Genomic DNA, 26,790 nt, shown 5'->3' with positions numbered 1-26,790 from the left:
CTCGCCCGATGTGAACAGTACGTCACATAGTTCCCCAATGCATCCTTCCGACGCTTGGAGTGGGGATGAGACTGATAGCCAGCATGTCATTCTCCTTTGAGATACGCTTCATGAGCGGATCAAACTTTGCTGCGCATCAATCGCCGCAACGGCGTCACGCCAGGAATGCAACGGCTACGCCTGCCCGCTGCGTTATCGCCCTCCTCTCCTCAATGACAAAACTGCCACCCAGCATCTCGCTCAGGTGATGCCCAGGTTAAGAGTCGCAATTTTTCTCCTATAGATGGGATCCATCGCGCGCGGTACGCCGCGTTGAGCGTTTCTGCATACCGACTTCAAAACCCGGAAACAGGCCTAAGTCCAGCCCGGCCCGGCCCAAGTGAGTAGCAGCTATAACATCGTCCATTTCCACGGCAACACCACGGCTAGAACAACAAACGTCAATAGCCAACGTGCTTGGCACCGCCAACGCCCGCCATAAAGGAGAACGAGCTAGCCTGCCGAGTTTTGCCACAAGCAGGAGCAAGCAGCTTCAATCATACAATACCCATACGAGGACTATATTTCATTGCGCAACTTACCCATAATATTTTTCACTTAGGCCGAAAGTTTACCGTCATTGGAGTTTGGTGCACGTTATGGCAAGCATCTGCATCGCTGATCAGATAGAAACCAGGGATTTCGACAACGTGCCCCGACCTGTTGTAGCTCTTAGAGCCGCTGCCGTAGCAGAGAACTGGGAATATGCGACGCATCGGCATCGCAAAGCACAACTGCTCTACTCCGTCCGAGGCGTGCTCAATTGCGAGGTAGAAGACGGCGTTTGGATCGTGCCGCCGCTAAGCGCTGTATGGATACCAGGAGACTTGCCTCATTCTGTATGGGGCTCGGGTGAAACTGAATGTTATTGCTTGTTCGTTGAGCCCGATGCCGCATCGGATCTACTGGAAAAATGCTGCACGATTTCGGTCACGCCATTGCTACGTGAATTGCTGTTGAGGGTGGCTGGCTTTCCCGAGTTGTACGCACTCGGGAGTCGCGAGGATCGGCTCGTTGCCACATTGCTGGATGAGTTGGTGACTGCTCCCGCGGAAGACCTGCACCTGCCGATGCCACGTGATTTAAGGTTGCGCCACCTCGCCGAATTGCTGTTAATCGATCCCGCCGATAAAACATCAAAAAGCAACTGGGCTGTCCGCATCGGCATGAGCGAGCGGAGTATGAGCAGGCTTCTCATGTACGAGGTTGGCATGAGCTTTGGACGCTGGCGCCGGCAGTTGCACGTGATCCTCGCACTCCAGCGCCTAACCAAGGGTGAAAGCGTACAAACGGTAGCGTTGGATTTGGGCTACGAAAACCCCAGCGGATTCATCACCATGTTCCGAAAGGCGGTAGGAAAGCCGCCAGCAAGGTACCTATCCGAGAGAACTGCCTACACGGACAGAGCGGCCTTGCGCGGCATTGTCCTTCCCGATCAAAAGTCGCCTTGACCGGAATGGCTTGGCAACCCGAGAGAGTCGAAAGCGGCCATCAAAAAATGGCCTGAATGAATAATAAATTGGCTTAACTTCGCCATCGTGAATACGGAATTCGTCGTTAAATATCGCATCTAAATACAAATGAGTATTGTTTGATGCTGCATTTTTTTACGATTTATGAGCTCCGTTGCCAAACCCGTAGGCTTGCACCTCAGGCTGTACACGTTTTTTCGGCCCGGACGTGTAAAGAACCGTTGAAGAGCGCGCCCAGTTCCCTACTGAGCTCGGCAATTGCAACGGTAATTTTTATGAGCGCGCAGGGCGCATTCGCCCAAGAATCAAAAGAGATCCAAGACCTGGACGGCACAAAAGCCTCTCAGGAGGCGATGACGTTGCCGGCCCTCACAGTGACGGGCCGAAGCGATGAATCTACGACTGAAGGTACGAGTTCCTACACCACAGGCCAAACCGCAGCTGCGACCCGCTTGCCTCTGTCGTTGCGTGAAACGCCACAATCGGTAACGGTAATCACCCGCCAGCGGATGGACGACCAGCAACTGAACTCAGTCAAGGACGTGCTGGAAAACAGTACCGGGATCTCCTCAAGCACCAACGACACCGAACGGGTGAGCTTCTATTCGCGAGGCTTCCAGATCGACAGCTTCCAGTTCGACGGCATCCCGACGTCCTATTTCGAGGGAACGAGCTTCCTGGATACTGCGTTCTACGACCGCATCGAGATCGTACGCGGCGCCACCGGTCTGCTGACCGGCGCGGGCAATCCATCGGCGTCGGTGAACTTGGTACGCAAGCGCCCGACGCGCGATTTTTCAGCCTCCGCGTCGATCACCGCTGGGGCCTGGGACAACTATCGTGGCATGGCCGATATATCGACACCGCTGACCGAAGATGGCCGCATTCGTGCACGACTGGTGGGAGTTCATCAGGACCGAGACTCCTTTATCGACCGCTATCAGCGAAATAAAGATGCGTTCTATGGTGTCATCGAGGCGGATCTCACACCAGATACGACCTTGAGCCTTGGCTACGAAGATCAGGATATCCGAGCCGATGGCACGACGTGGGGCGGCATGCCGATCTGGTTCAGCGACGGCTCCAAAACCAACTGGTCGCGCTCAAAGTCCCTGGCCGCCGACTGGAGCGGCTGGGACAACTCACTGGAGACAACTTTTTCCAGTATCGAGCACCATTTTGACAATGACTGGACAGCACGCGCGGTGTTCACGCACCAGGAGACCGACTCCAATGCAAAGCTGTTCAGCGGCTCCGGATACCCTGATCGCGTAACCGGCCTGGGCCTGTTTCCGGTCGGTCTGGCGAGCAAGACCGCTACACGCCAGAACAGTTTTGATGCAATGGCATCCGGCCCCTTCCAGCTTTTCGGCCGCCGACACGAAGTGGTGGTGGGTGTCATGGGATCGAAGCGAACCTCCAACCAGGACAGCACCGGCTTTGTCTTTGGGCGCACCCCGATGGGCAGCATCTACGACTGGCGTGGCAATTATCCTGAACTGGATTTCGCCGCAGCGGGCTACACGCCCACCAACATCACGACCAAGCAAAGCGGCGTGTACAGCGCGGCGCGTTTCTCGCTGGCCGATCCTTTGAAGCTCATCATCGGCGGACGGTTCAGCAACTACGAGCTTGACCAGGACACCAACGGCGCGCGATTCCACTACAAAAAGACCGGTGAGTTCACGCCCTATGCTGGGCTGATCTACGACATCAACGACACGTACTCGGCCTACGTCAGCTATACGGAGATCTTTAATCCGCAGACCTACCGCGACCGCGATGGCAACGTGCTCAAACCCACGACGGGCAAGAACAAGGAAATTGGCCTGAAGGGCGAATATCTTGACGGGCGCCTGAATGCGTCGGTTTCTTTGTTCGAGGCACGATTGGACAACCTGGGCCAGATCGATGCAGGCCAGATTCTTTCCGATGGCACCCAGGCCTATTACGGCGCTAGCGGGACCAAGTCTCGTGGAATCGATGTGGACCTGCAGGGCGAGTTGATGCCGGACTGGAATCTCTACGCCGGAGTGTCTCACTTCACCGGATCCGATTCGTCGGATGCGAGGCTAAGCAGCCAATTGCCACGCACCACAGCGCGGCTGTTCACTACCTACCGGCTTCCGGGGGCATGGAACAAACTGACAGTGGGCGGCGGAGTTTCTTGGCAAAGCCGCTTTTACCAGTCCGCCACCAGCCCCAGCGGCGCGGTCACTGCCGAGCAGAAGCCCTATGCGCTGGCGTCGCTAATGGCGCGCTATGCCGCCACGGACAACATTGAACTGGCCGTCAACGTCAACAACTTGTTTGACAAGAAATACACCGTCATGAACGGCTTCTTCAATCAGATGTTGTATGGAGAGCCTCGCAATGTGATGGCAACGGTCAGCGTCAAGTACTAGTCCAGCTACCACCGTCAACTGCCTTCGTTAATGAGCAAGGATCTAACATGTCTTCTCCTCCCCAAAATACCAAAGCCGCCTTCCAAGGCGCGATCGTGAGCCACCATAAGAACAGGCTCGCGTTATTCTGGTTGACGACTGCCGTCGGCGCTGTGCTGTTTGTGACGCTTCAGTCCTTTTCCTATGTGAACGACTACGTGAAAGCGAACGGCACGACGCCCGCGATCACCTTCGACGCCGGCGCACTGTGGATGTTTTCTATCTTCTACGGCGGCTGGATCCTCACTGTCTTGCTCGCGTTGATCGGAACCATCCGATCCCAGTGGACTGTACTAATCCTTGGCGGCCTTCTGGTCTTCGTGAACAGTTTTACTGGCGTGTTCGACGGGCTGCGCGATGGTGGGCACATCGCTTTCTCGGCGCTTTTCTTCATAACCCTTCCCGGCGTGTGCGCCGTCGTGGCTACTTGGCGCCAACTCAATCAAAAAGGAACGCATCATGTCGATGAATAGTTCGCAATTTCCTTTCGTGTGGATGAGTTTTGGGCAAAACCCCGGACAGGATTCGCAGAAGGACTTCGATGAATTCGACGCCAATCTCAAACGCGGGGAACCGTTCGTGCTCTTGAGCGATACCCCACCGACCGAAGGCCATGAGCACGCGCCTGAAGAGAAGAAGCGCACAGCGCTCTGGATGAAAAAACACAAAGCCGAACTTCGCAAGCTGGTTCTAGCGATGATTATTGTTGAACCCAGCGCCGCGAAACGTCTGGGTTTCAAGGCGTTCGCCATTGTGTTCACCAAGTTCTGGGGCTACCCCTTGCTGTTGGCGGCCTCTCGTGAGGAGGCCATGGACATCGCAGAAGGGCTGCTAGCCAGGCAAACCTCATCTGCGGCTGACGGCAACACCTTCAAGCACTGAGCAGGCGCGTATCAAATCCTTTCGATCGCGCGGGGCGGCCTGTGCTCACGCCTTTTCAGGTGAGCGCGTTGCGCCTGATCCAAGCGCGATCTCCAACCTGAAAAAAGAGGAAGTACTCCATGAGAGCGATGGTTTATTACGGTGCCGATGACATTCGCGTCGAAGAACGCCCTAAGCCTGGCATCATCGATGCGACGGATGCTGTCATCCGCATGACTAAGACGACAATCTGCGGCACCGACTTGGGCATCTGGAAAGGCAAGAATCCCGAGATCGAACAGACCTCCCAGAATCGCGACGGTGTGTTCAGCGGCCGCATCCTCGGCCATGAGGGCATCGGCATCGTTGAGTCTGTAGGTGATTCGGTCAAGAACTTCAAATCGGGCGACAAGGTAATCATTTCCTGCGTCAGCCGATGCGGGACCTGCGAGAACTGCCAGAAGCAGCTCTATTCCCATTGCCGCAATGGCGGCGGCTGGATTCTGGGCTACATGATCGACGGCACCCAGGCCGAGTACGTGCGGGCGCCCTTTGCCGACAATTCGCTGTACCTGCTGCCCGAGGGGCTCAACGAAGATGCTGCGGTACTACTGTCCGATGCGCTGCCGACCGCCCACGAGATCGGTGTGCAGAACGGCGGCGTCAAGCCCGGGGACACCGTGGCGATCGTAGGCGCTGGGCCGGTAGGCGTGGGCTGCCTATTGACGGCACAGCTTTACTCGCCCAGCCAGATCATCATGATCGACATGGACGACAACCGCTTGACACTAGCCAGGGAGTTGGGGGCCACCCACATCGTCAATTCCGCAAGCGAAGATGCCATCACGCAAATCCTGGCGCTGACCGATGGCCGTGGCGTGGACTGCGCGATCGAAGCGGTGGGTATTGAGCCGACCTGGAACATCTGCCAGCACGTGGTCAAGGAAGGCGGCCACCTGGCCAACGTCGGTGTGCATGGCAAGCCGGTGAGCTTCGCCATCGAAAAACTCTGGATTCGCAACCTGACCATCACGACCGGGCTGGTGAACGCCAACACCACTAGCATGCTGCTAAAGTCATGTTGCTCCGGCAAGCTAGCGGTCGAGAAGATGGCGACACATCGCTTCGATTTCCAGGAGATCGCGAAAGCCTACGATGTTTTCAAACATGCGGCCGAGGAGAAGGCACTGAAGATCATCATCGACTATTGACCCTGGCAAGTGGGCGCCTTGCCCAGCACGGTGTCGTCGCCCCGAGGACATAAACCTATGGAAATAGGCATCTACACCTTTACCGACATCGGCTTAAGCGAGTCCGTAATCGGCGTTGTCCAGCGGACTCCCAAGATCATTGAGGAAGTTGTGCCCGCCGACTGTAGGCTTATCCGCCTTCGGTCTCGAGGAGCACAACGACCCAATAGCCGGCCCGCCTACGGTTCTCGTGATCCTCGCGATAGCCGCATCGCGCACCCGACAGATTCGGGTGGCTAGCGCGGGCACTGAGTTCGGACGGCTCGGTACGGGTCTTTGAACAATTCACGGTCCTGAACCTGATGTACCTTCTGCTCCCGTCATCCTTCGTTGACATCTAGTCCCTGACTGGCGCTCCGGTGCCATGGGGGCGGAGGCCGAGTTAACCTGATCGACACGAAGCAGTATGCATTGTGCCACCTGATGTTGCTCATAGTGGCTCCCAGCGGGCCTACTATCTGACAGGTACGGCGACGGTCAGGATGACGGAGACTACTGGCGAACTCTCGTAGCTACAGGGCAAAACGATCGTTTATCAGCATCGAACTCCTGAAGATCGCCGCGAGATATTGATCAGTTCAAGGGGGCAGCGAACTGACGGCCGATGTCTTGCTTGAAATCGGTCGATTGCTTAGAAAGTCGGTGCTCGCCGGAACGACGACCACCTTGACCAACCTGGCCGGCAAGGCGCCACGATTGATCTGCGCCTGGTTGAGTGAGAACCACGCGGCTTTTCAATAACGGTGACATAGGTCAAACAGCCCATCCGTTGGCAAGTACCGCTCGGAATCGCATCACCGGTCCCGGGCGGCATATACATCAAAACGGAGGTTAGAGCTTAGGGAGCCTCACGAAAACCTACGATGGCCTTCACCTCCAGGAAATCGGCGATGGCCATCGGCCCCCATTCTCGACCATTGCCCGATTGTTTGTATCCGCCGAAAGGTGCAGCCAGATCCACGTTGGCATTGTTCAACAGGACTTGACCGGCACGCAGGCGCCGCGCTATCGCTTTGGCCTCATCCCGCTCGCCCTGTACGTAGGCGGCAAGTCCGTAGTTCGTGTCGTTGGCGATCCTCACCGCTTCCTCTTCGTCGTAATAGGCAATGATAACTAACACAGGACCGAATATTTCCTCGCGCGCGATGGTCATGTCATTGCGCACGTTGGCGAAGATGGTCGGTCGGACGTAGAAGCCGGTCTCGAGTCCTTCCGGACGGCCAAGTCCGCCGGAAACCAGAGTCGCCCCTTCGTCGAGACCCGCCTGGATCAGCCCCTGGATCTTGTTCCACTGCGCCTCGGAGGCCACCGGCCCCATCTTCGCATTGGCTGAAGGATGACCAACGGACCACGTTTCGGCTGCCGCGCGAGCATAGCCAATCGCTTCTGCGACCTGATCGAGGTGAACCAGCATCCGCGATGGTGCGTTGCAGGACTGACCACTGTTGAGCATGAGCTGTGCCACACCGCCCTCTACGGCCGATGCAAGATCAGCGCTACGTAGGATGATGTTGGGCGATTTGCCACCCAGTTCCTGATGCACCCGCTTCACCGTACCGGCTGCGCTGCGTGCGACCTGGATCCCTGCGGTTGTCGAGCCGGTAAAGGACACTAGGTCGACGTCTGGATGGCTCGTCAGTGCATTGCCAACGACCGGGCCGTTGCCATGAACCAGGTTGAACACTCCTTTGGGCACTCCGGCGTGGTGCAAGATCTCGGCGAAGATCGTGCCCGAGAACGGCGCGATCTCGGAGGGCTTCAACACCATCGTGCATCCAGCGGCCAACGCAGGTGCGACCTTGGCGGCGATCAGCATCAATGGCCAGTTCCACGGGGTGATCAGGGCGCATACGCCGACTGCTTCACGCACAACTTCGCTTGTGCCCAAAGGTTCATCGAAACGATAGGTCGTTAGAGATGCCCGTGCGATCTGGAAGTGTGCAAGACCGGCTGTCACCTGCAATTGCTCGGACATCCATTGCGGTGCGCCCATTTCAGCCGTCACCGCGGTAGCGAGGTCGCCCGCTCGTTTCTCGTAGGACGCAATGATCCTATCAAAAAGCGCGATGCGCTCCTCGACAGACGTTAGAGAGTAAGTCTCAAACGCTTTGCGCGCGGCAGAAACAGCTATGTCGACGTCGCTGGTGTCGCCTAGCGCAACCTTGCCGATAACTGACTCGTCAGCAGGGTTGATCACGTCGAGGACGTTATTTCTGACGGGGCGAACCCAGGATCCATTAATATAAAGTTCAATATTGTTGCGCATGAAAAACTCCGTGGTTGTTGACGGATCCATTAGTATCTTCTATAAACCTGACGTCAATTAGGCACTTCAAGTCGCGCTAGTAGGCCAAGGGATACCAGGCATACCCGCTCTGTGCTCCAGGCGATTGTTGACTCGCCCGGTACGTCTTCAATGCAGGGGTAGGACTATCTGGCAGACGCCGTTTGGCTGCGCCGCTTGTCAGCCTTGATCTGCATTCGACGAATTGTTGACTGCCGTTTCCCGGATGCGCCGTCGCATTGAAATCAGCCAAATAAAAACGCCATGCCCGTCGGACACGGCGCGAGATGCAACGAGCCGGTTCAAGTCAAAATCTAGACCTCAAGCTATTGTGCTTCGATTAGGATCGACTAGGCCATCGGCGGATAGTCTGTATAGCCTTCTTCGGCACCGCTGTAGTACGTGGAAGCATCAGATGTTGCTATTGGACCATGTTGGCGAAAGCGTTCAGGCAGGTCCGGATTACTGATAAACAGCGTGCCAAATGTGACTGCATCAGCCAGACCACTTTGCAGCACCTGTTCCGCAGACGTACGGTCGTAGCCAACATTCAACACGAAAATCCCTGAGAATCGCTTGCGAGCGCCTGGCGCGAGAGGTTCAACGCCTTCCGGCAGAGTCCCGGACTCCATGAAATGCAGAATGCCAACGTTTTTCTTTTCCAGCGCATCTACCGCATACATATAGGTCTGTTCGAGATTGGAGTCGCCCATGTCGTTGTACGGAATGCGTGGTGACAACCTGACCGACACTCGGGCCGGCCCGAAGACCTTTATTGCAGCATCGGTAGCCTCGAGCAGGAACCGAGCCCGCTTTTCTACGGTGCCACCATACTCGTCGGTTCGCTTGTTTGAACCGTCTTCCAGAAACTGCGCAGGCAGGTAACCATTGGCACCGTGAACCTCAACGCCATCAAAGCCCGCATCCTTTGCAGCCTGCGCAGCCTTTTCATAGTCCGCGATGGTGGCCTTGATTTCATCAAGGGTCATTTCGCGTGGGATCACAGAAGGTTTGATGCCTTCTGGCGTGAACGCTTGGCTATTGAAGGGGACGGCCGATGGCGCCACCGGCAGTCCTCCACCATGAAAGTCCGGGTGAGATGCTCTCCCGGTATGCCAGAGTTGGGCAAAGATCAGACCGCCCGCTTCATGAACTGCCTGGGTTACTTTCTTCCACCCCGCAATTTGCTCGGGAGTATAGATTCCTGGGGTATTCGTCCAGCCGACCGCCTGGGCGCTGATCTGGGTGCCTTCTGTGAAAATGAGTCCTGCTGATGCGCGCTGCGCGTAATACGTTGCAGTCAATTCGTTGGCGACCTGATCCTTGGATCGACCTCTGGTCATCGGCGCCATAAATACCCGATTCTTGAAGGTGAGCTCTTTATTGCTCAAGGGGGTCAAAAGCTTCAGGTTTTCCATACTTTCCTCAAATGTCGAATTTATTGATGTCCGCCCTTGCTTGATGATTAGTCAGGCGCGTCTTGACCAAAGAAGTGCTTCATGTCGAATGAACCATTGGCGGATTGCAACTCGCTGGCAAGAGTGACGAACGAAGGTGACGGCTCGGACCGCATGCCTCAAAGCGAGGACTGCCATAATGGTATATTAAATAGACCTAGTGTCTATCAGGCACTTTTCGTCGCCCTAGTAGGTTCGAGGAAACCTAATGCATCGGCGCTTGAGTGTTGAGCCATCGAGAGATGGCGTCGCGCGAATGAGCAGCGGCGGAACGCTCTGTATTCCTGATCGAAAGAGCCCGAGCGTAGATATCGTCGAAGTTGGCGAGATCAACGAGTACGAACTAGCAGAGCCCGCGTATCGAGCGGATGGTACCCGCTAGCTGCACTTCCATTTGTGTACTAGGCCACGCAGTTCCATAGACGTGTGCCGGGTTCAGCGATTGCCGATGCAGGATCGGTCGACGGCGCGCTCATGCGATCCCGTTAAGGAGGGTTCCTTCCGGAACGCTCGTGGTGCTCGCAGCGTCGTCAAAATTTCGCCGGGGCGCATCGACCTCCGGCAGCTTCGTGAGCATCAATTCGTGCATCGCCAGCAAAGGCTGATGCAGCGTGCGACCCAGTGGCGTGATCTGATACTGCACAGCAATTGGCGAGAGCTAAATCACCTGTTGCGGGACCAAGCCGTTGCGCTCAGATCGTATTACCATGACTCCGTATTGACAGAGCGGACCTTTACTGTTGAAGACTTCACTGGCTCCCCGCCGCGCTCGCTGTCCGATAGGCTTCGCGAGAACATTGATATTTTCAAGAAATAGGCCCAGCCAACATTAAACTGCCGCATCTGAGTAATTCTAATAAACCACGCAATTATTCTAAAGGGCCAAAGACTGACTGAAGTCGACCAAGTGGCAGGCTCTCCAACAAAATTAATTGGAGTGCACTTAGGCCCGGCCAAGCGATAACACCACATCAATAAAAATGGTGTTTTTTATTAAAAATGCAAAATTGCACTGTAGTGCTCTGACGATGAGAGCGTTCAAACATCCTAAAGCTGAGGAGTTCTTACTTGAGCGTATTCTCTATGCTTCGAGCGCTCCCGCGCGCATGGAGATTATTCGTCACCTTGTTTGCCGGGCTGAAACGACCTGTGGTGAGTTAGATGGCGGTCGACCTACATCAAGCGATTTCCACCATTTCAGAGTTCTACGTGATGCTGGGTTGATGCGTACTCGAAGCATACGCGCACCCCCTATGAAATCTCTTCCCAGGGACGAACTGGAAATGCGCTTTCCAGAGCTGTTAAACTCTGCACTAGGTCATTCGAAACAGGAGGATATATATTTGCAACATGCTTAGCGGAGTTCGGATCTCTTAGGGCATCGCCACAGCCTGCATATGACCTTCTTAATTATACTAGAACGGTTTTTAGTAGAGTCGCCCCCCAATCATCAGGGTGATGCCTAGCTCTCGCAGTGCAATATCCACGGCAAATCGAACAATTAATATTTTGATCCTCAATTATTAACACAAACAAGCATCGAATCAGAGGGCGCCCTCAATGTGTTCAACTAGCGTCGTTATGCACAGCACAAAGCACACCCAGCTATTTTTTTAGGTTGAAGCAGTGGATTCGAGCTTCAACAAGGCAATTGAATTGGGATCGGAATATAAGATCAGTTTTTTACTGAAGTTCTACTTTCTAGCGCCTGCATTCGAGACGACAATATCCTTTCCGACAGGTATCCTTTGACCTACCAAGGGTACTTTCAGTGCCTAGTTGACGCTAGTTCATTAAGGCGTATCTTTTCCTGTCTAAAGTGACGACGTGCCTCTACATCTCGGCTGCAAAACATATGATCAATCTATTTTGCACTGCTCAAAAGGAATAAGGATATACGACTAGCAATCAACGAAATTTTTGGATAGCAGCCGCACGGATGCCCAAACCCACGCTTTAGACCTTGTGCCAGTGCCTTGCGGGCCTGCCCTCCGAAAGAGGAGCCCTCTATGCGCGACCAGGCAGAATTCAACCCCATTGCCAAGCTGTTCTACCGACCTATTGAGGCCGCCATACGCTGGTGCGACTTGATTGATTATGAGGCTCAAATTCTGGAGGTTGCGTTCGGCTGTCCAGGTCGGCTTCTCAATGCTTTTCCTCAATGGCCATGCCTGCTAGCGAATGTCGAAAAGATCCTTGATGCTGTTCGAAATGAAGAGCTACCTTACGGAGCGTTGGGCGTAACGGTCAGGCCTGGGACACCTGTCGAGCATAGGCTGCTGACTATTAGGCATTCAGACTTCAAGATGTGGATGTATCACTACCATCCAGACCAGCGGCCGTCTTTTCTTTTCAATCAAAGTGCCTTGGTTCATGAATCGACTTACTACAACACATACTCGATTTTACAGGCAGATCGGGATGCCCTGCAGGTGCAGTTGAAAAATACCGAAGCAAGGCTACAAGAAGTGATCAACGAGCTTAAAGCTGCGGGACTGGAGCGTGACTACCTACGCATGCTTGCCGAAAACAAACAGCAACTCAGCGATCAAAGCAGATCAAGCTACCTGAACGTCATTGGTGCGCTTGTCGATCTCATATTGGGCTCAACCAAAACAGGGAGGAAACACTCTATTTTCGAAAGCCAAGCGTCCATCGTTGATTGGGTTACGTCGCATCACGAGGGCATTAAGGGACTGAGCAAGCGGTCGCTGGATGAGAAGTTTGCCGCTGGCCGCCGTGCTATTGCGCAGGTCAAAGCTTAAGCATTGCATTGCAATGGGCCCACTTGCAGTGCAATGACACAGTTCATTTTTCGGTGTTGAATTCCGGTCACTTCCCACTGATTGCCATCCGGCGCTAGGAGTGACCAATATGACCATCCAATCCTTGACCTTTGTAGAAGCACCTCAATCGCAGCGCGAACGTCACATCATGCGTCGCGACGAGGTGGAGCAAAAAACCGGCTTCAAACGTGCCCATATCTACAACCTGATGAAGGAAGGTAAATTTCCTCAGGCCAAACGCATCGGAATGCGCGCGGTCGGCTGGGACTCGCTGGAAATCGAGCGGTGGGTCGTGGAACGCCTAGGCCAGCAGGGCTGATGCCATGCGCGTGGTATCGGTGGTTTCCACTAAGGGTGGGGTAGGCAAAACCACAGTAGCCGCCAACCTCGGTGGTCTGCTAGCAGATGCTGGCCAACGCGTCCTGATGCTCGACCTGGACAGCCAACCCACCCTCTCCAGCTACTACGCCTTGAACCAGAAGGCTAATGCAGGTGCTTACGAACTTATCGCCCTCAACCTGACTACTTCGACCCAGATTATTTCGAGGACTGTGATTGAAGGGCTCGATCTAATCCTCTCCAACGACGATCAAGGCCGACTGAGAACCTTGCTGCTGCATGCCCCTGACGGACGTTTACGACTGCGCAATCTGCTCGACAATTTCCGTCGCAATTATGACCTGCTCTTAATCGACACTCAGGGCGCACGCAGCGTGTTGTTGGAGATGGCCATCCTGGCCTCCGATCTCGCCCTCTCTCCCATTACTCCGGAAATGCTCGCGGCCCGCGAACTGCACCGCGGCACCTTGAAGCTGATGAGTGAACTCGAGCCGTTCCGTCACCTGGGCATTCCACTGCCCTCTTTGCGATTGCTACTGAACCAGGCGAATACCACCCGAGTGGACACACGGATGATCATTCGTGGTCTGCGCGATACGTTCGCTGAGGCTCCCAACACCTCGGTTTTAGGAACTGTAGTTCCAAACCGAGTGGCCTACCTCAATGCAGCCACGCTCAGCTTGCCCGTTCACCGAATCGATTCACGCAAGTCACGTCAACGACGTTCACCATCAGCGCTGGAAACCATGCAAGCACTGGCCATCGAGTTGTTTCCGGAATGGCGCGAAGCGATCTCGACGGTGAACGGGTGAGTGGCGATTTGATGAAGCGAATGACCAGCCAGCATTTCTCGCCCAGTTATTGGGTTTGATCAACCTTGAAGCCAACAGTGGTTGGCTAGGAGTTTTTTTATGTTGTACCCACTACCCACCGTCGTTCCACCCACTACTCAACTACACCACCCGCCTTGCGACGAGTATTGCACCATAGTGTTTCGCTTGCAGGGTGGGCGCTCGAACATGGGGTGGTTCCTCGCAGAACTATCCCGACATTTCGAAGGCTCGGGCACTGCCGAGATCGTCAAATTCGAGGTCGGTGACCATTTGCGTAACCGGCATTAACTGAGGTTGTTCAAATGAAGAAGCTCAGTCAGGAGGAGATCACCGACAAGCTGCACCAGGACCATTTTCCTCAGAGTCCAGACCTGGAACGAATGTCCGATCCAATCATCGACACCCCCATGCTGGTCACGCTGGAGCAGCTGCGGCCCTACGAACACAACCCACGCTTCATCCGCAATCCGCTTTATGACGATATAAAAGCCTCGATTCGTGAACGCGGGTTGGATCAACCACCGCCGATTACCCGCCGCCCAGGTGAAACCTATTTCATCATCCGCAACGGCGGTAATACACGATTAGCGATTCTCGGCGAGCTGTGGCAGGAAACCCGCGACGAGCGCTTTTTTCGCATTCATTGCCTGTTCCGGCCCTGGAGCAATGAAGTCACCACTCTGCTCGGTCATCTGGCCGAAAGCGATCTGCACGGCCAACTCACCTTCATCGAGCGTGCTCTGGCGATAGCCAAACTCAAGACCATGTTCGAACCAGATGGAGCAACACTCTCACAACGCGAGCTGGCGCGACGTCTTGCCTATGGAGGCTACCCCATTTCACAGTCGCACATCAGCCGGATGCTCGACACCCTCGAATACCTACTGCCCGCCATCCCACAAACCCTGTATGCCGGATTGGGCAAACCCAAAATTGAACGCCTGATCGCTCTGCGTAGCCAGGCTGAACAAACCTGGAATCGTTATCCGACCGATGCCATTGCGTTCCCCGATTTTTGGCTCGACACCTTGGGCCAATTTGATGCCGCCCCCGATTCCCTCGATCTTGAGCAAGTCCAGGATGAATTGCTCGAACGCATGAGCCGCTTACTCGGACAGTCCTACCGCATGTTGGCTCTGGAGCTGAGCGATACACAGCGGGGCATCCGGACGCCCGGTGTTGTCGTTACGCCCAAGGAGAACAGCCATCGGCCGGGGGCTGAAGAAGCCACCGCAGGCCGTGTCTCAACCAAATCAACTGAGATCAGAACCCAGACCGAAACAGCGCAAGAGGAGCGGCTCACGCTGCCCGAAATGAATGTCCAACCAGCAGCAGTCAACCCTCCGTCACGTGTTCAACAGATTCGCGACCAGATTGATCGCGACACTGCCCCCGAACCGGTACCGACCATCGAAACCTGCCTGATCGACGACATCTGGATTATCGCACCTGCACTGGATACCCCCGAACAACTACGTTTAGCCATTGCCGGACTGGCTCGGGAAATGGCGGCCTATGCCGGACATCCCGAGAGCATCATCGACCAGAAGCATGGCCTGGGCTTCGCCCTCAGCATCGAGCAACTTGATCTTGCAGCGCCTCGTGTGGCCGGCGTTCACCTATTGCTCTTGGCGCTGCTGCGTGCCCAAGACGAAGTGAACTGGGAGGATCGCAAGCAATTGCCTTCAGCCCTGTTCGGACAACTGCTATTGGGGATCTATCAACTCCCGCTGGCCGATCGTCCCGCCGTGGACGTAGGACTGGAGCGATTGCCTGACAGTTTGTTAATCAAACTGTATCGCCTCATTCGCTTAGCCCGGCGCCTGATCGACTTAACGCTTACCCATGAAGACGATTCACCAAGGGAGCTGCCATGAACCTGTCCTTCAATGTGCTCAACCAAGCCATGCTGACCCAGGTCCTTCACGAGTTGCGCCTGGGCAATCTGCAACGCTGCAAAGCACTCGGACTGGGTGAAGAGGACATCTACCTGCTGCAATCATTACCGCCTACCACATTGTCACGCCTGGCCCATGCCATCGTCCCCTGGGTTGAGGTCAAGATTGATTCGCCGGTGTTGCATCGGTTGATCGACCAGGCTGAACGTGACGAACAGAACGAGCGCCTGATCAACCGAGCGCTCAAGCTCGGTGCCAGCAGTACCATCATGTATCAGTGCTTTGGCCTGGCCCATTCGGAAACCGCGCTGCGCCGACGTCTGCTCAAGATAGAAACCCGTAAAGGACGCCCCCAGAACTTGAGCGAAGCGCAGGAACATGCGCTCTGGCAGCGTTGGTGCCAACTACGCGATCAGGACGGTGCTGAGAATCAGCTCGACGCCATGATGATGTTGGCGGAGGAGCAACAGATCAGCTTGACCATCGTTTGGCAACAGATCGACCATTACAGCAACGGAACATGAACACCGCCCCTTCCAGTCGCTGGCAGCGTGTTCTGCAGCAATGTACTCAGCAATTAAGTGAACGTTGGCCTGCACGCCCTACTACTGAACAACCCTCCAACCAGGCTCTACAGACTGGCTTTCTGTTCAGTGGCCAATCACATGAAGTCGTGCCGCGCCGCCTGCTGCTGGATTGTCGGCTAACGCCATTGGAGCGTAATGCATGGCAAGTATTTCGACTCATGCTGCAAGGCCAGGGCGTAGTCACACCGCGCTATGAAGATCTTCAACCTTACCTGTCGAGCGTGCCCTACGGTGCGTCAGCCTCCCGCGAGACCATCGCTCGCGTCCTGACGATGCTCAGGTTGACGCGCTGGCTTAGCTTGGTGAGTCGTGGCCGCGATCAGCTGAGCGGGCGCCTGCAAGGTTCTCTGTACGTCCTGCACGATGAGCCGTTAACCCCCGCCGAAGCCATGGAGCTGGATCAGGACTATCTGGAGCTGGTCGGCCATGCCCTCTCCCATGCAACCAAGGCTGTGCGGATTGTCGCTCAGCATGTTCTGGAAGAAATCCGCCAAGATACCGATATCGATCTGGGTCAACTCCCCACCCGGCTCGACAGTTGGGGCGACCGTTGGACAAAACAAGGATTGGATAAGGCGCCCGATGAAGCGTTACACGATTCCGAACGGGGTGGCGACCACCCCGTTCGGAACCGTGCGGGGCCTAGTTCGGAATCCGAACCGGGTCTGAACGCCCATGTTTCCGGCACCGTTCGGAATCCGAACGCTGCCTGTACTGTATTAAAAGAAAGTATATGTACGGTACCGCGCGCGACCCCGACAGTGGATAACCTGCACTGGCCTGATCCGCTGCACCTGAGTCCGAGCGAGCGACAAGCCGTCACCGTGACGCTGAACAAGCTAAACCCAGCAGATCGGCAGGCGGTGCTCAACGAAGCGGGCGCGCGATGTGCGGCAGGCAGCGTCCGCAAACCTGCGGCGTATCTGATGGGCCTGATCCAGCGGGCGCTGAAAGGCGATTTCCACCCTTGGGCAGGTCAGGCTGAATCGTTACCCTTTGCAGAACCGTCATCCGCTCCCCCGCGCCAACTTAGGAAACAGGGCGAACCCGCTTCTGCCATCGCCCAGGCGTGCCTGGATGAACTACGCCAGCTGCGTAGCAAACGCCCTAGACGTCAGTAGATTCGATGCCACTGGCATCACTGACGAGCGTCCCGAAAATCAACCGTCTCGAACCAAACCGAACATACCGCATTCAGCTTTTCAGCTGTCCTTGACCTTCATCTGTCGCAACGTCTCCGTCCAAGCCTATGCGAGGACGACACCGTGGCCGATCACTATCAGCTCAACCTGGGTTCTTTGCGCAGCAGCATCACGCTGACCCTGCACACCCACCACGCCGCCCGGATCTGGCAAGGCCGGACCGCACGCGAAGGCGTCCATTCGATCATGGGCATGGCCGGCTACATCAGCGTCACCAATCTGATCAAACAAGCCGCAGCGCAGGACGACCCTTATGCCGATTGGGCTATCGTGCAGCTCGAAGAAAAACTGTTGCAGGCTAAGGCTGGGATGTTGGAGCTGACCCAGCAGTTGGACCGGATCAGGCAGGACCTGCCGACGCAGATCGACATGAGCGACAACCTCAATATCCACCCCGTCACCTTGCCCTTGTACATCGGCAGCCAACTGGGGTTTCTCGCCGTCTACCTGCTGACTGACTACGACACGCTGGTGCGCCATACCCTGTTGGCCCATCACACCGCCTTGATTGGTCGCAGAGACATGGAAGCCTGGATAGACGACGGTGCCCATCTGCTGCGCAGCCTGTTCGGTCAGGCGCAGCGCTACCGGCATGCTGGCGTCACCCGTGATGACATGGCGGCGAACAACGCTCGTGCTCTGGCGGCCATGGAAAAATTTGGATTACCCCCTATGGACATCCTTGAAGGGCATCGCCGCTCCCAGTTCGCGCCACCGATCACTCGTCGTGGCGCTGTGGCAGTGGATGACGCTGATGCGTTGATGGAGGACGCTGTAGCCCCACCTCCGACAGTGAATGGGCAGGAGGACGAAGCATGAGTACCATGACACCCGTTCAACCATTGCCCGACGAAGCATTGACACCGGATGCCTATCGACAACTCGAACACGCTGCCTCCCTAAAAGGCCTTTTAAAACCCTTTAAGGGTAAGGGGGAGCTGGAGTACCTGGCGCAGGTGGCGAGGGAAACCGAGGCGCAGTTACGTCGCCTGATGGAGGCGGTGGTGCAGCAAGCCGGACAACCGCCTTACTCACTACTGGATATCCGATTGGTGCTGCAGAACACCAGGGCAGGCAGCACCTTTTTGCGTTGGCGTACCCGTGACTTCGCTCGTATGGGCGTTGCGGTCTGGGAACGCCAGGTCTCCAACAAGGGCTTGCCGCAAGCCATACGCGAGAGGTTGCACCGTTTCGAATGCGAGCGCATTGCGCTGAACTTGCAGATGAGCGTGGTGCATTCGCTCTACCGCCAGGCATCGACCTGCGCGATCAAAATGGCCAGTGCCGAACGGCTACTGCGCCAACTCACAACCGCAGTGGAGGTATCAGGATGAGTACTTTTTTTGTCGGCGAAGGCAACATTGGCAGTGCGCCAGAGTTCCAGGAATTTTCATCAGGCAATGACGAGCCACGGCGTTTGCTACGGCTGAATGTGTACTTCGACAACCCAGTGCCACGCGAGGGTAGCTATGAAGATCGAGGCGGCTATTGGGCGCCAGTTGAGCTCTGGCACCGCGAGGCTGAACACTGGAGCACGCTGTATCAGAAAGGCATGCGTGTGCTAGTCGAAGGCCGCACAGTGCGCGATGAGTGGGAGGACAGCGAAGATAATGCGCGGGTCACCTTCAAGATCGAGGCCCGTCGAATCGGCATATTGCCTCACCGGGTGCAGAACGTGGTCATGCGGGAACGATCCAATGAACCGGCTTCATCTGGGGCAAATGCTGGGCAATCAACAGATCATGCCAGCTCGCCTGCGTCGAAGTCCAAAAAGCGCAGAGGGCAGCCACCATCGGCATGACGGACATGAGGGATAAAAATTGCGCGTTTGCGCGAAGTTCCTGGCCTGTCATTACTCGCTGCTCGTGAAGCACTCTCGTCCACATGACTGCAACCTAGCAGCCTCGCCCCCATTCAAGACTGCCCTCACCGACTAATATGAGAGACCTGCCATTCAGGTTTCTCATAGCTCGCCACCGCTGTTTTCAATAACGCTGCTCCGAACTCAATCCGGAGGTCCTATGCGTCTCTTTCTCTGCGAGAAACCTTCCCAAGGTCGCGATATCGCCAAGGTCCTCGGAGCCACCCGACGCGGTGATGGTTGCCTAATCGGCCTCGACTTAACCGTCACCTGGTGCATCGGCCATTTGCTGGAGACGGCCCCACCCGAAGCCTATGGCGAGCGTTACAAATCTTGGTCGCTTGATCATCTGCCGATCATTCCCGAGCAGTGGCAGGTCGAGGTCAAACCCAAGACAGCGGCGCAGTTCAAAGTCATCAAACGCCTGCTCAACGAAGCTAGCACCGTCATCATCGCCACCGACGCCGATCGCGAAGGAGAAATGATTGCCCGCGAGTTACTGGAGCTCTGCAATTACCGAGGCGCCGTTCAGCGCCTCTGGTTATCCGCACTCAACGAGGCGTCGATTCGCAAAGCACTGTCGTCGCTGAAGTCTAGTCAGGAGACCTTCCCACTCTATCACTCAGCCCTCGCCCGCAGCCGCGCCGATTGGCTGATTGGTATGAACCTCAGTCGTTTGTTTACCCTCCTAGGGCGGCAGGCGGGCTATGACGGCGTGCTGTCGGTTGGACGCGTCCAAACACCCACTTTGCGCTTGGTGGTTGAACGAGACCGCGCAATTGCCAGCTTCGTCTCTGTGCCGTACTGGGTGGTGGATGTGCACCTATCTTCAATGGGGCAACCCTTCATCGCGTCGTGGATACCGCCAAGCTCAGGACGTGACGAAGCCGGTCGCTGCCTGCAGCAGGCGCTTGCCAGTCAGACCGTCCAAGCGATTTTTAGCAGCAAGACCGCCACCGTAGTCTCGCTGCAGACTGAGCATTTGCGCGAAGCGCCACCCCTGCCCTTCGACCTGAGCACACTGCAAGAGGTCTGTTCACGCAAGTTGGGACTTGGCGCTCAGGAAACGCTGAACATCGCCCAAGCCTTGTATGAAACCCACAAAGCCACCAGCTATCCGCGCAGCGATTGCCGTTATTTGCCAGAGAGCATGTTCAACGAGGTCGCCGCGGTATTCGATGCCTTGCTCAAAATGGATCCCGCGTTACGCCCAGCGCTCGGAAGCATCGATCGATCATTGCGCTCACGAGTATGGAACGATGCCAAGGTCACCGCGCACCACGCCATCATCCCCACCACCGAGCCGGCGAACCTTGGGCGGATGTCTGAACAAGAGCGCCAAGTCTACGAATTGATTCGTAGCCATTATCTCGCGCAATTTCTACCGCATCATGAGTTTGATCGAACTGAGGTCGAGCTGGAGTGCGGTGCAGAGCGCTTGACTGCTGTGGGCAAACAGATCCTGGTTTTGGGCTGGAAAGGCTTACTCTCCGACAACCCCGAAGACGATAAACCCGGTCAAAAGACCCAGGTATTGCCCGCCCTACAACAGGGTAGCCAGTGCGCAGTGGACGACGTCGAACTAAAGTCCATGCGCACCGCCGCTCCCAAACCGCTCACCGAGGGTGATCTGATCAGGGCGATGAAAAATGTGGCCAAGCTGGTCAACGACCCGCGTCTGAAACAGAAACTTCGGGACACCACAGGTATCGGCACCGAAGCTACGCGAGCCGGCATCATCAAGGGGTTGATTGATCGCGGCTATTTGCTGAAGAAAAAACGAGCTTTGATGGCCTCCGCAGCGGCCCATACCCTGATCGAAGCGGTACCCGCAGCAGTCGCGGATCCGGTTATGACAGCGATCTGGGAGCAAGCTCTGGATGAAATCGAAGCGGGACGTCTGACCTTGGATGCATTCGTTGCCAAGCAGGCGCACTGGATTACGCAGCTGATCGCAAACTGCGGAGCGCTCACTTTGTCGGTACCGGTCGAAGCCGGGCCGGCTTGCCCCAATTGCAATGCCTCAATGCTCAGGCGTAAGGGAAAATCAGGGCCGTTCTGGTCATGCTCCCAGTACCCGGACTGCAAAGGCACTGTGCCGATCAGCAAAGGTACGCGTCGTCCATGAGGCGCCATTGGCGTTCACATGAACCCCGGGGGTGTTATCAGTGCATCATCAACGGCGCCTGATCCTTCTCCAAGTCGTCTAGCGGTCGTCCGATTTCACGGGCCAACGCGATGCCTGTCGCGATCCATATCTGCCCCAGTTCGTTGAACGCTTTCAGGTGAGCAGGATCTTCGTTGAGCCAATGAACAAGGCTGTCGAGGTGTGCGGGGTTATCAGGGCAATCATGGATCTTGATGAACAGCTCCAGTGTTCGATCCCAGATCAAGTCCATGTCGTTCTCGCGCTGCTCATCCATGCTCAACCTTTCCTCCATTTGGTCCTATCAGACCGCTCAGTCTCGCTGGTCACTACGGGCTCTGATTCCTAAAGGAACACATGTCACGTCGCGACAAACAGGTATTTCAGTCAATATAACAACCCTATAAGTCGATACTCAACCGTTAAGGATGTTCATGTCAACGGGTCTTTGCTCAACCATTCGGGTTGAATTGGAGAACTCATCACTTGGCACATAAACATCCAACCCAAGCCCAAATCGGACGCATGATCGCGAAGCACCGCACTCAGCGTAATCTGACCCAGGAAGAGGTGGCTGAACGACTGGGGATCGGCAGCGAAGCCATTTCGCGCCTTGAGCGGGGTGTAGTGGAGCTTTCCGTGATCAAGCTGATGCAACTGGCGGACATCTTCGACTGCCGGATGGATGAACTGCTGACGGAGTCGAGCAGTCGCCCCAACGACCAGGGCCAGATGATCGCGGGTCTGCTGAGCGGCCTTCAAGAAAGCGACCGGGCCTTTATCCTGACGACCGTCGAACAGCTGGCCGCTCATCTCAGTAGCAAATAACCTCTTAGCACACTGGCTTGACGTCCTCCCACCCGCTCTGCTGTAGTGCCTCAGGATCATCGTTTACGGCGACCCAAGACCGATTCGCTCCGGGTAGCTCGGTCGGACTGTTAGAGTTCGGAGCCTTCTCTTCTGCGGAATTTCATTCCCGCTTTGTGCTCGACCGGATCAATGTGGCGGATGACCACTGTTGCCTCTGCCAGGCAGCAGCGGTCATCCGTTACGGCGATCGCATTCAGTCCCGGAGCCCGCCGGGGAAACACTGGGCACCCTTTGTGCGCGGATGCGTGCCAGCGTATTCCGACCCAGGCCACGATAAGGGTCGGTTGGCGAATCATGGCGCAGTCAAACCAAGTTTTGCGAGGAGCTTGTAGACTGCGTCAGACCGCCTAAGGTGGCTTTTCTCTTCTTCGCCTGGCGCCGAGCCGGGCCCCCTCTTCATTTTTTTGCTTTCTTAATTCCATTGACAGCCACCGTATTCCGACCTCAAAAAATCGCGTTGCAACGTCTTGACGCTTCCCTGTGACAGGTTTATACAAAGGCCGTGGTTCGCTGTCGTTGACAGCCCAGCCCAGGTAGCTTGAACCTTCAAGGCTACGCCACGTTCGTGGTGGTTTACCCAAGTGCGATCAGCGTTCGGAAGCTTGCACGGTTACCGCTTCAGCGGTTATGAATGCCCACTACCCCAGCTCAACAGACCACTGCTGCGGATTTCTCCTCGGCTGCACCGCTATCCTCCAGGCGCATCGATCTGATGCTCATCGGCTTGCCGATGGCGTGTCTTTCATCGCTCGCCTTAATCTTACCCACCCTGACGGGGCTCACTTCTCCGTCAGGGGCTGTGCGTCGCCGTTTTCCATTGAAACAGGAGAACCACCATGGCCCACGCCAACCAATCCCAAGAAGCGACCACTTACTTCAATCTGCACACCGTCGGTATCGGCTACCTCAACCGTGTTCGTGAAGTACAAGTCCGCCGTGGCCAGCCGTTCATGGCCTGCGATATCGCCGCCCTGCACGGTGCCACAGATGCGGTCGAGTACACTCGCTTCGACTGCAAAGTCGCTGGAGGCGAAGCTGAACGCTTGATTCGTCTCTATATGGACGCCGTCAAAGCCGAGAAAAAGGTTTTGCTGTCGTTCCGTATCGGCGACCTGTGGATCGACCCATTTCTCTATGAGAAAGGCGATAAGCAAGGCCAACCGGGCGCTAGCCTGAAAGGTCGTCTGCTGTACATCGACTGGATCAAGGTCAACGGCACGTTCGAATACAAAGCGCCTGCCAGGCAGGAGGCAACAGCACCTGCTGAGCAAGCGCCAAACAGTGAGCCATCCCCAACGTCGGCTGATGCCGAAGCTGAGGATACCGACAACCCAGCAGAGTCCAGGATTGAATCTGAATCTGCACCCACTCCCCGCACGGCCCGCCGTGTCACCACACGCTCTGTTCAGCCAGCCTGAACAATTCGCGATGTTTACATTAAGGCGCTCAATCGAGCGCCTTTTCTTCAATCAGCACAGGAGACCCCACATGGAATCCTTCTGGCTTTGCGACGACTGCCTGTTCGCTGCGGCTTACGAGGACTACAGCACGTTATCGCTCTACTACACGACCGATGAGATCGAGAAACGCATCGCCGGTATCCATCTTGGACTGGTCCGGCTAATGCCCATCAGTGCCGACTTCGATCCCGAAGCTGGCCGGGGAATAAGAACCTTCTCTCCGTTGCCCTGCGACGGTTGTGACTCACATCTGCACGGACAACGCCACCGATTCACTCGGCTGTAAACAGCGCGTCATCGGGCAATGCCCGTCACTCTATATCCACCTCGGGGACAACACTCCCCTCGGGGGTGTACCCCCGGATTGTTCCCTTCGGAGGTACCTCATGAACACCCAGCTCACCCTGATTGAAGCCTCGGATGTCGAGGCTGATCGTATCGCCCAGGAAAACCAGCTGATCGACGAAGCGCTGCGTATTCTGGATCGTCGGCTGTTCACCCGCGGCCCCAACCTGACGTCACCTGACGCCGTGGCCTCATACTTAAAACTGCATATTGCACCCCAAGAGCAAGAGGTTTTCGGTGTGATTTTTCTCGATGCTCGCCATCGCGTTCTGGCATTCGAGATCCTCTTTCACGGGAGTATCGATGGCGCCAGCGTTTACCCCCGCCAAATCGTCAAGCGCTCCCTAGCGAATAACGCAGCAGCCGCGATTTTTGTTCACAACCATCCCTCCGGTTGCACGGAACCCAGCCTGGCGGATCACGCCTTGACCGCAAGACTGAAGGAGGCCTTGACCTTGGTCGAAGTTCGCGTACTGGATCATTTCATCGTCGGTGAAGGTCGCCCTCTCTCCCTTGCCGAGCATGGCTGGCTTTAACCCCCAAAGGCGTCTTCGGACGCCTTGTTCATTTCCCTTCTGGAGAATCCTCATGAACCCAACAACCCAACCCCCGGCTCTGCTGGAAACCTCAAACCCGTTTGCTCGCGGCTACGACAACTTGCATATCGAACGACTGCTACAGATCGCCTATGCAAATGACTGCCCTCCGTGCATTCGCCCCGTACACGATGCACAATCCCATCTGCCCGACAATGCGTTAGAACTGTTCCCTTGTCTGTTCAACGACAACTTCGCTCTGATCAGCGAGGGCCAGTCCACGCCGGATGAAATGAATGAACGCTTCCAGTCCACCGGACTGGTGCGGCAAGTGATCTATGCCGTAACTGGCGAAATGCTCAACGAACGACATCACGTCGGTGACCTGTATTCCCTGGAAGAAGCCCAAGCCATGGTCCATCGTTTGAGCTTCGACACAGGACACTACAGTCGAGCCTGGGAGATCAGTGCCGCACACCTCACTGACGAAGCACTGCGCCACTTGGAAAGCCGAGCTGGCAATTTCGACTCCAAGCCAACCGGACTGCTGTTTGAACCCTTTGCCCTGCCAGACTGCAATGGCGTCGGATGTAAGCTGATCGGAACGCCCTGGACCGACGATAACTTGGTGAAGATCGAGGGCAATCCTTACTCTTCGCTGAGGCAAGAGCAGCTCGACGCCGGCACGCCAGATGCCTTGGTCAACGTACTGTATCTGGCGGCATTAGCGGATGTGAGGTTGTTGATTTTCGACCCCGACGCTGCCGTCTTGGATGGGCTAGCCATTTTTGATGAGTAGTAATGCCTTCGGCGTTAACACGACTCGCCTTGAATCAACTTTCTCACTGAATGACTCCTTCACCTCATGTCAGGTTCTGCACGGAATCTGACATGAGGTTTTTTCCATGGAGCGTTTTTTCACGCCTGTCTTCCTGCTGGGCTTGTTGAGCGCCTGCACCGCGCCAATCCCAACCCCATTGCCGACTCATCCAGAGATTGAGGGTGGCTCCAATCGACCCCAGTTATCGAGGAGCCCGGCCGACGAAAGCCATCCGTCAGAGCTCCGCTATGGCCGCTATACGCTGGTCAGCACCGAGCCCACCACGGAACAACGTGATCTTCTCGCTCAAATCGTTGACGTGAGCATTCCGTCCAACCTGAATCCTTCGGTACAGGAAGCAATGCACTACGTGCTGCAGCGCTCGGGTTATTCGCTCTGCCCTGCCGAGGAACCAGTGAAAATACTGTTTACCCGGGCTCTGCCCGCCGCCCATTACCGACTCGGCCCGATCTCATTACGCAACGCGCTACAAGTGCTGGCAGGCCCCGCATGGCAACTCACGACCGATGAGGTCAGCCGTTCGGTCTGCTTCGAACGGGAAAAAAATGATGCTGGCAAGGTGCGGGCCACACCAACCTCGTCCCATCAGCCGGAGGCACGCCCATGAAAGCCTCGACGTTTCAAACCCTCATTGTCGGCTCACTTTGCCTGGCGGTCTCCGGGCTGAGTGGTGGCTTGTATAACCAGTATCAACGCGTGACCGAGCTGGAAAATGCGAACGCCCAACGCTTACAGACCCTGGATACCCTCCAACGTGATTCAAACACCCTCATGGATGCACAGGAGAAGCTGCAGTACGCACTGAAAGACCTGAAACAAATGGTCGATACCGGTGAGCAACAGGCCAATACCCTCGATCCGATGTTGGATCAATGGGCACAAGAGATACAGGAGCTACGCGACGGCCTGGCAGACCGTGCCACCGAAGCCGACATGACCGCGCTACGCGCACGACTTGAGCACGTTGAGCAGCAACTCTTGGACCTCAAGACCCAGCCACCACTCCCACCACCGACGCCTTCCTCGGCCAAGCCGAAAAAAACCGCTCAGCCCAAGCCTGCCCCGCTCCTGCCGCCATTTTCAGTGTTGAGCGTCGAGTACCGCGGTGGCGAGCGCTTTCTGGCGGTCGCACCTCCTGACAGTCGCTCGCTCAATGATATCCAGTTGCTACACAACGGCGAGCAGTTCGGCACATGGCAACTGACGGTGCTGGAGCCGAACGCGGCTATCTTCGCGGTGACCGCTCACCCAGACCAGACCGTGCACCTCCCTTGAGAAG

The 26,790-nt window shown here is 56.0% G+C and carries 26 protein-coding genes; 23 read left to right on the top strand and 3 right to left on the bottom strand.

The features are described from left to right. The first annotated feature begins 638 nt into the window (after window positions 1-638). The 5 genes from AACY36_RS23775 to AACY36_RS23755 all read left to right on the top strand — a co-directional run bounded on the left by AACY36_RS23775 (window position 639) and on the right by AACY36_RS23755 (window position 6,027). The gene (locus tag AACY36_RS23775; protein ID WP_339439420.1) at window positions 639-1,490 is read left to right on the top strand and encodes an AraC family transcriptional regulator; all 852 of its coding nucleotides are present in this window, start codon (window positions 639-641) and stop codon (window positions 1,488-1,490) included. 296 nt (window positions 1,491-1,786) lie between these two features. Beyond that, on the top strand, window positions 1,787-3,916 hold the full coding sequence (locus AACY36_RS23770; protein ID WP_339425744.1) for a TonB-dependent siderophore receptor: 2,130 nt from the start codon (window positions 1,787-1,789) through the stop codon (window positions 3,914-3,916). A gap of 47 nt (window positions 3,917-3,963) precedes the next feature. Then, window positions 3,964-4,428 carry a hypothetical protein gene (locus tag AACY36_RS23765; protein WP_339421145.1) on the top strand — a complete coding sequence of 155 codons (465 nt, stop codon included), beginning with the start codon at window positions 3,964-3,966 and terminating at the stop codon, window positions 4,426-4,428. Continuing rightward, window positions 4,415-4,837 (top strand): hypothetical protein, encoded by a 423-nt coding sequence (locus AACY36_RS23760; protein ID WP_339421143.1) that lies wholly within the window; start codon window positions 4,415-4,417, stop codon window positions 4,835-4,837. The genes AACY36_RS23765 and AACY36_RS23760 overlap by 14 nt, the downstream gene beginning before the upstream one ends. Before the next feature lie 119 nt (window positions 4,838-4,956). Further along, window positions 4,957-6,027 carry a zinc-dependent alcohol dehydrogenase family protein gene (locus AACY36_RS23755; RefSeq protein WP_339421141.1) on the top strand — a complete coding sequence of 357 codons (1,071 nt, stop codon included), beginning with the start codon at window positions 4,957-4,959 and terminating at the stop codon, window positions 6,025-6,027. Window positions 6,028-6,904: 877 nt separating this feature from the next. Here the strand turns inward: AACY36_RS23755 and AACY36_RS23750 are convergent. Next, window positions 6,905-8,332, bottom strand: coding sequence for an aldehyde dehydrogenase family protein (locus tag AACY36_RS23750; protein ID WP_339421140.1), 1,428 nt, complete (start codon window positions 8,330-8,332; stop codon window positions 6,905-6,907). A 368-nt stretch (window positions 8,333-8,700) separates the two neighbouring features. Beyond that, window positions 8,701-9,768, bottom strand: coding sequence for an alkene reductase (locus AACY36_RS23745; RefSeq protein WP_339421139.1), 1,068 nt, complete (start codon window positions 9,766-9,768; stop codon window positions 8,701-8,703). A 1,067-nt stretch (window positions 9,769-10,835) separates the two neighbouring features. Here AACY36_RS23745 and AACY36_RS23740 point away from each other — a divergent pair. The 11 genes from AACY36_RS23740 to AACY36_RS23690 all read left to right on the top strand — a co-directional run bounded on the left by AACY36_RS23740 (window position 10,836) and on the right by AACY36_RS23690 (window position 21,441). Continuing rightward, the gene (locus AACY36_RS23740) at window positions 10,836-11,165 is read left to right on the top strand and encodes a helix-turn-helix domain-containing protein (RefSeq protein ID WP_339457514.1); all 330 of its coding nucleotides are present in this window, start codon (window positions 10,836-10,838) and stop codon (window positions 11,163-11,165) included. A 651-nt stretch (window positions 11,166-11,816) separates the two neighbouring features. Then, window positions 11,817-12,572 carry a hypothetical protein gene (locus AACY36_RS23735; protein WP_339420322.1) on the top strand — a complete coding sequence of 252 codons (756 nt, stop codon included), beginning with the start codon at window positions 11,817-11,819 and terminating at the stop codon, window positions 12,570-12,572. 109 nt (window positions 12,573-12,681) lie between these two features. Beyond that, on the top strand, window positions 12,682-12,912 hold the full coding sequence (locus tag AACY36_RS23730; RefSeq protein WP_339420323.1) for an AlpA family transcriptional regulator: 231 nt from the start codon (window positions 12,682-12,684) through the stop codon (window positions 12,910-12,912). A 4-nt stretch (window positions 12,913-12,916) separates the two neighbouring features. Next, on the top strand, window positions 12,917-13,744 hold the full coding sequence (locus AACY36_RS23725; RefSeq protein WP_339420324.1) for a ParA family protein: 828 nt from the start codon (window positions 12,917-12,919) through the stop codon (window positions 13,742-13,744). A gap of 323 nt (window positions 13,745-14,067) precedes the next feature. Further along, window positions 14,068-15,642 carry a ParB family protein gene (locus AACY36_RS23720; protein ID WP_339420325.1) on the top strand — a complete coding sequence of 525 codons (1,575 nt, stop codon included), beginning with the start codon at window positions 14,068-14,070 and terminating at the stop codon, window positions 15,640-15,642. Next, entirely contained in the window at window positions 15,639-16,187 is a 549-nt protein-coding gene (locus AACY36_RS23715; protein ID WP_339420326.1) for a DUF2857 domain-containing protein, read from the top strand. Before AACY36_RS23720 ends, AACY36_RS23715 begins: the two co-directional genes overlap by 4 nt. After that, window positions 16,184-17,371, top strand: coding sequence for an STY4528 family pathogenicity island replication protein (locus tag AACY36_RS23710; RefSeq protein WP_339420327.1), 1,188 nt, complete (start codon window positions 16,184-16,186; stop codon window positions 17,369-17,371). Before AACY36_RS23715 ends, AACY36_RS23710 begins: the two co-directional genes overlap by 4 nt. Before the next feature lie 144 nt (window positions 17,372-17,515). Then, the gene (locus AACY36_RS23705) at window positions 17,516-18,271 is read left to right on the top strand and encodes a PFL_4669 family integrating conjugative element protein (RefSeq protein WP_339420328.1); all 756 of its coding nucleotides are present in this window, start codon (window positions 17,516-17,518) and stop codon (window positions 18,269-18,271) included. Beyond that, on the top strand, window positions 18,268-18,786 hold the full coding sequence (locus AACY36_RS23700; RefSeq protein WP_339420329.1) for a DUF3158 family protein: 519 nt from the start codon (window positions 18,268-18,270) through the stop codon (window positions 18,784-18,786). The genes AACY36_RS23705 and AACY36_RS23700 overlap by 4 nt, the downstream gene beginning before the upstream one ends. Beyond that, a complete protein-coding gene (locus AACY36_RS23695) occupies window positions 18,783-19,253 on the top strand; it encodes a single-stranded DNA-binding protein (RefSeq protein WP_339420330.1) in 471 nt (156 codons plus the stop codon). Before AACY36_RS23700 ends, AACY36_RS23695 begins: the two co-directional genes overlap by 4 nt. A 220-nt stretch (window positions 19,254-19,473) precedes the next feature. After that, a complete protein-coding gene (locus AACY36_RS23690; RefSeq protein ID WP_339420331.1) occupies window positions 19,474-21,441 on the top strand; it encodes a DNA topoisomerase III in 1,968 nt (655 codons plus the stop codon). 37 nt (window positions 21,442-21,478) lie between these two features. On the opposite strand, the gene AACY36_RS23685 is transcribed toward AACY36_RS23690, so the two are convergent. Continuing rightward, window positions 21,479-21,736, bottom strand: coding sequence for a hypothetical protein (locus AACY36_RS23685; RefSeq protein WP_339420332.1), 258 nt, complete (start codon window positions 21,734-21,736; stop codon window positions 21,479-21,481). A 209-nt stretch (window positions 21,737-21,945) separates the two neighbouring features. Here AACY36_RS23685 and AACY36_RS23680 point away from each other — a divergent pair, with 209 nt between their 5' ends. From AACY36_RS23680 to AACY36_RS23650, 7 genes are all read left to right on the top strand, one after another. Further along, window positions 21,946-22,287, top strand: a complete 342-nt coding sequence (locus tag AACY36_RS23680) for a helix-turn-helix domain-containing protein (RefSeq protein WP_339420333.1) — start codon at window positions 21,946-21,948, stop codon at window positions 22,285-22,287. Window positions 22,288-23,165: 878 nt separating this feature from the next. Continuing rightward, window positions 23,166-23,747: an STY4534 family ICE replication protein gene (locus AACY36_RS23675; RefSeq protein WP_339420334.1), complete on the top strand. Its 582-nt coding sequence runs from the start codon at window positions 23,166-23,168 to the stop codon at window positions 23,745-23,747. A gap of 70 nt (window positions 23,748-23,817) precedes the next feature. After that, entirely contained in the window at window positions 23,818-24,075 is a 258-nt protein-coding gene (locus tag AACY36_RS23670; RefSeq protein ID WP_339420335.1) for a hypothetical protein, read from the top strand. A gap of 100 nt (window positions 24,076-24,175) precedes the next feature. After that, complete coding sequence (gene radC / locus AACY36_RS23665) at window positions 24,176-24,670, top strand: RadC family protein (protein ID WP_339420336.1); 495 nt, start codon at window positions 24,176-24,178, stop codon at window positions 24,668-24,670. A 52-nt stretch (window positions 24,671-24,722) separates the two neighbouring features. Next, window positions 24,723-25,469, top strand: a complete 747-nt coding sequence (locus AACY36_RS23660; RefSeq protein WP_339420337.1) for a DUF5983 family protein — start codon at window positions 24,723-24,725, stop codon at window positions 25,467-25,469. A 106-nt stretch (window positions 25,470-25,575) separates the two neighbouring features. Beyond that, window positions 25,576-26,118: a PFGI-1 class ICE element type IV pilus protein PilL2 gene (gene pilL2, locus AACY36_RS23655; protein ID WP_339439387.1), complete on the top strand. Its 543-nt coding sequence runs from the start codon at window positions 25,576-25,578 to the stop codon at window positions 26,116-26,118. Then, window positions 26,115-26,786 carry a chemotaxis protein gene (locus AACY36_RS23650; protein ID WP_339420339.1) on the top strand — a complete coding sequence of 224 codons (672 nt, stop codon included), beginning with the start codon at window positions 26,115-26,117 and terminating at the stop codon, window positions 26,784-26,786. The genes pilL2 and AACY36_RS23650 overlap by 4 nt, the downstream gene beginning before the upstream one ends. The last annotated feature ends 4 nt before the right edge of the window (window positions 26,787-26,790 follow it).

Source organism: Pseudomonas sp. EA_15y_Pfl1_P101, from assembly GCF_963970835.1.
GTDB classification, from domain to species: domain Bacteria; phylum Pseudomonadota; class Gammaproteobacteria; order Pseudomonadales; family Pseudomonadaceae; genus Aquipseudomonas; species Aquipseudomonas tritici.
Note: the sequence above shows the minus strand (reverse complement) of the source record. Positions and strands in the feature narration are given on the sequence as shown.